Raw genomic sequence first — 3,747 nt, 5'->3', positions numbered from 1 at the left:
CCGATCCGCCGCCGGGTCGTCCGTGCCCGGCTCGGAAAACAAGATGTCGATGCCGATGGCCCGCGCCTGGGCGGCGGACAAGGCGTCCACCATGGCCGCATGAACCCGCCGCGACCAGGGCCAGCGTCCCAGGCGGGCGAGGCTAGGCTCGTCGATGGCGACGATGACGATGTCCGGGCGGGCCTCCCGGGCGAACAGCCCTTGGGCGGCGTCGTACACCAAGTCATCCCAGCGGCGGGTTAAATCGCTCTCACCCAAGACCACCGCGCCCAGGCTCAAGAGCAGCGCGAGTCCAAGGCGGGGCGAAGCCCAGCGGCCCATCAGGCCAGTCAACATCGGCGGCCTAGAGCGTTTTCCATTCGGGTGCCTGGTTTAAACCCCCGACTTTTTTTATCAGGGGGGATTTTTCTCCCTCCCCGCCTTTTTCCTCCCCTGGTGAGGGGAAGCCGGGAGGGGTTGGGAGGGCCGGGGAGGGGTTTGAAATGGTCCGTGCATTCATGTGAAAAACGCTCTAAATGGCAATCAAGGCAAGTAGGGGCAGGGCCATCAGGAACCAATAGCAATCATTGCCCGGCACCTCGATGGATTGCGGCGGGTCCAGGGCAATCGCGCTATGCCGGGATGGCTTGTATTTTCCCTCTCGCCTTTGGGAGAGAGGGTGGGGTGAGGGTGTTAAAAATGAGATTTCCCCCTAAAAATCACGGATTCGATCTTAGGGTGGCGGTGGAAAAGCGCTAAATCCCTGATTGGATACTCTCACCCCCACCCTCTCCCAAAGGCGAGAGGGAGATAGCGCGATTGCTTGGAAGCGGGTGGCGGCACCCTTGCGGGGCGTGGCCTTGGTTTGTAAGCGGCCCGTTTCCAGGTGGAGGTGGGGGTCGGTCATCCCGGTGTCGCCGAATCTTCCCAAAGAATTCAGCTTCAAGGTGCCGCCCGGTTGTAGCATTAGCTGCGAGCCGTCGATGAATTCCAGCGTGACGCTGCCATTCTCATCGGTCTGGATTTCATCGTCCTTTGCCAGGAGCGACCCGACCGACACCGGACTCCAGGAGCGGGTGGCGTGGTCGAGAAGCAGGGCGTTGCCTTGGACATGGACGACCCGTGCGGTGACGGGGAATTTCTTCAGCCAGTCGGCGGGCACGTACAAGGCCGTGCCGGGCGGGATATGCCAGGGGTCCGCGATGTGGTTGAGTTCCTGGACCTTCCGCCAGAGCGAGGGGTCGATGAGGTAGGTTTCGGAAAAGCTCCTGAGATTGTCGCCGGGGCGTGCCCGGTACATCCAATCCTCGCCTAGGGCGACATCGCCGGACAGCGCGCCCACTAAAACGGCGAGTTGACCGGCCAATAACGCCTTACCGAGAACCGGGTGGTGTTTGGATGTCCGAGTGCGGCTTTGTCTTGGCTTGTTTTGCATTTTGATGATTATTGAAGTGGGTAAGCGCCAGCCAGCGTTCAGTTGTTTGCAAGCGACCACCGAAATTGACTCCCCCCGACGACCATGGCCTGGGATTTTACCCATAAAGATACACTGTGTGGATCTTGGCGCATAAGTTAGTTGCGCCGGGGCAACCGCGCAGACCACCCGTTTTCTCCTGCTTAAAGAGGGGAAAAGCCTCGTTTCATACATGGCGCGATTGCCCTAGGATTCGGTGCCGCGTGGCCCCGCCCGGTACAATGGCTTTTTCAATGATCGCTTTCCCCGCGCCCATGGCTTCCCCCAAACCCACCGTCAGCCGCCGCCTCGCCGCCGTGCAGGCGCCCATCATTCCCGTCGTCGCCGAACTGATCCGGCAAACGCCCGGCACCATTTCCTTGGGCCAGGGCGTGGTGTATTACGGCCCGCCCGGCGAGGCGCTGGCGGCGGCGCGGCGGTTCGGCCATCGGATCGAGCAGCACAGATACGGCCCGGTGCGGGGCATCCCGGAATTGCTGGCGCGGATCGAGCGCAAGCTGGCGGAAGAAAACGGCATCGGCCTAGGCGGCCGACAGGTGGTGGTGACGGCGGGGTCCAACATGGGTTTCCTCAACGCCTTGTTCGCCATCGCCGATCCGGGCGACGAGGTCATCCTGCCGCTGCCGTACTATTTCAATCAGGAGATGGCGATCCGAATGCTGAGCTGCGTGCCGGTGGGCGTGCCCACCAACGCGGGTTTCCAGCTTCGTTTGGACGCCCTCCGCGCCGCCATCACGCCGCGCACCCGCGCCATCGTCACCATTTCCCCCAACAATCCCAGCGGCGCGGTGTACCCGGAAGCGGCGCTGCGGGCGGTGAACGCGCTGTGCCGGAGCCACGGGATTTATCACATCACCGACGAGGCCTACGAATACTTCACCCACGGCGCGGCGCGGCATGTCTCCCCGGCGGCGATTGCGGGTTCCGAGGCCCACACGATTGCGCTGTATTCCTTGTCCAAAGCCTATGGCTTCGCCAGTTGGCGCATCGGCTACATGGTTCTCCCGGAGCATTTGTACGACGCGGTGCTGAAAGCCCAGGACACCAACCTGATCTGCGCCCCGCTGATTTCCCAGCACGCGGCGGTGGCGGCGCTGGACGCGGGCGCGGCCTATTGCCGGGGGCATTTGGACGCCATCCGCCGGGTGCGCGGCCTGGTGCTGGATGAATTGCGGGCGGTCGAGGACGTCTGCCGCATCCCGTCGGCGGAGGGGGCGTTTTATATCCTGTTGAAGATTGAGACCGAGTTGGACTCCATGGCCCTGGCCCAGCGCTTGATCCGCGAATATCAGGTGGCGGCGATTCCGGGCAACGCCTTCGGGCTGGAAGACGGCTGCTATCTCCGCATCGCTTACGGCGCGTTGGAGCCGGAGACGGCGGCGGCGGGGATGGGGCGGCTGGTGACGGGATTGCGTAGAATGGTTGGCGGCGGTTGATGAGGCGTCATAGGCATACCTCATAGAATGGGTGGAGGTGCGCTATGAGAATGCGGCTATCCGAAAAAATAGCCGCGCACCGCAACCCATCACGGAAGCTTAACCGGAGTGATGGGTTACGGCGCACGGCGGGAATTCCAGGCGTCTTCGGACCCGTGTTAGGTGCGCCTCCACCCATCCTACGCAAGCTGGCCTCCAGATTCCGCCTTTGAAAAAGCTCAGGAGAAGAAACCATGTCATCCGTTCTTGCCCGACCGCATCTGTTCACCCACGAGGAATATTTCGCGCTGGAAGAGCGCGAGGACCAGCGCTACGAATATTGCGCTGGCGAAGTGTTCGCCATGGCGGGTGGCTCGGAAAGCCACGCGCTCATTGGTACCAATGTTGTTATTGCTTTGGGTGCCGCTCTACGAGGCAAGCCCTGCCGGGTCTACGGCGCCGACATGAGGCTATACGTCCACGACAGCGACCATTTCTGCTACCCGGACGTCCAGGTGCTTTGTGAGCGCGGCGTCCGCCAGCGGAAGCATGTGGAAAACCCGGCGCTGGTGGTGGAGGTGCTGTCGCCGTCCACCGAATCCTGGGACCGGGGCGGCAAGTTTGAGCATTACCGGACCATTGAATCGCTGGCCTATTACCTTCTGATCGACCAGAACCGTCGGCATGTGGAGCTATTCGAGCGGGAAACCGGCCACGCCTGGCGCTTGACCGAGTACGGTGAAGCCGAGGGTGGCGTGCCCTTGCCGGGGTTGGGCGTGACGCTGGCGCTGGACGACATTTATGCCCAGGTGGAATTCGCGCAGGCTCCGCAAACTTGATGGCACCGCCCGAGTCAGCATTTACTGTGGGAGCGGGGGG

Annotated in this window: 4 protein-coding genes; 2 read left to right on the top strand and 2 right to left on the bottom strand. The window is 62.4% G+C overall.

Annotated elements, in window-relative coordinates:
* Together ACXWUF_RS20335 and ACXWUF_RS20330 are read right to left on the bottom strand one after the other, a co-directional pair.
* Positions 1–336, bottom strand: a 336-nt coding sequence (locus ACXWUF_RS20335; RefSeq protein WP_458496386.1) for a CHASE2 domain-containing protein, incomplete at its 3' end; no start/stop codon positions are given.
* A gap of 376 nt (positions 337–712) precedes the next feature.
* A complete protein-coding gene (locus ACXWUF_RS20330; RefSeq protein WP_458496385.1) occupies positions 713–1,345 on the bottom strand; it encodes a hypothetical protein in 633 nt (210 codons plus the stop codon).
* Between the two features lie 341 nt (positions 1,346–1,686).
* Here ACXWUF_RS20330 and ACXWUF_RS20325 point away from each other — a divergent pair, with 341 nt between their 5' ends.
* Together ACXWUF_RS20325 and ACXWUF_RS20320 are read left to right on the top strand one after the other, a co-directional pair.
* Complete coding sequence (locus tag ACXWUF_RS20325) at positions 1,687–2,889, top strand: pyridoxal phosphate-dependent aminotransferase (protein ID WP_458496384.1); 1,203 nt, start codon at positions 1,687–1,689, stop codon at positions 2,887–2,889.
* Positions 2,890–3,122: 233 nt separating this feature from the next.
* On the top strand, positions 3,123–3,707 hold the full coding sequence (locus tag ACXWUF_RS20320) for a Uma2 family endonuclease (RefSeq protein ID WP_458496383.1): 585 nt from the start codon (positions 3,123–3,125) through the stop codon (positions 3,705–3,707).
* Positions 3,708–3,747: the final 40 nt, after the last annotated feature.

The organism is Methylomagnum sp., assembly GCF_054333355.1.
The sequence above is the reverse complement of the archived record's forward strand: the minus strand, read 5'-3'. Positions and strand labels throughout refer to the sequence as shown.

Bases quoted from the DNA above. Each gene is read 5' to 3' on its own strand.
- ACXWUF_RS20325 (WP_458496384.1), top strand. From the start codon at position 1,687: ATGATCGCTTTCCCCGCGCCCATGGCTTCCCCCAAACCCACCGTCAGC.
- ACXWUF_RS20320 (WP_458496383.1), top strand. From the start codon at position 3,123: ATGTCATCCGTTCTTGCCCGACCGCATCTGTTCACCCACGAGGAATAT.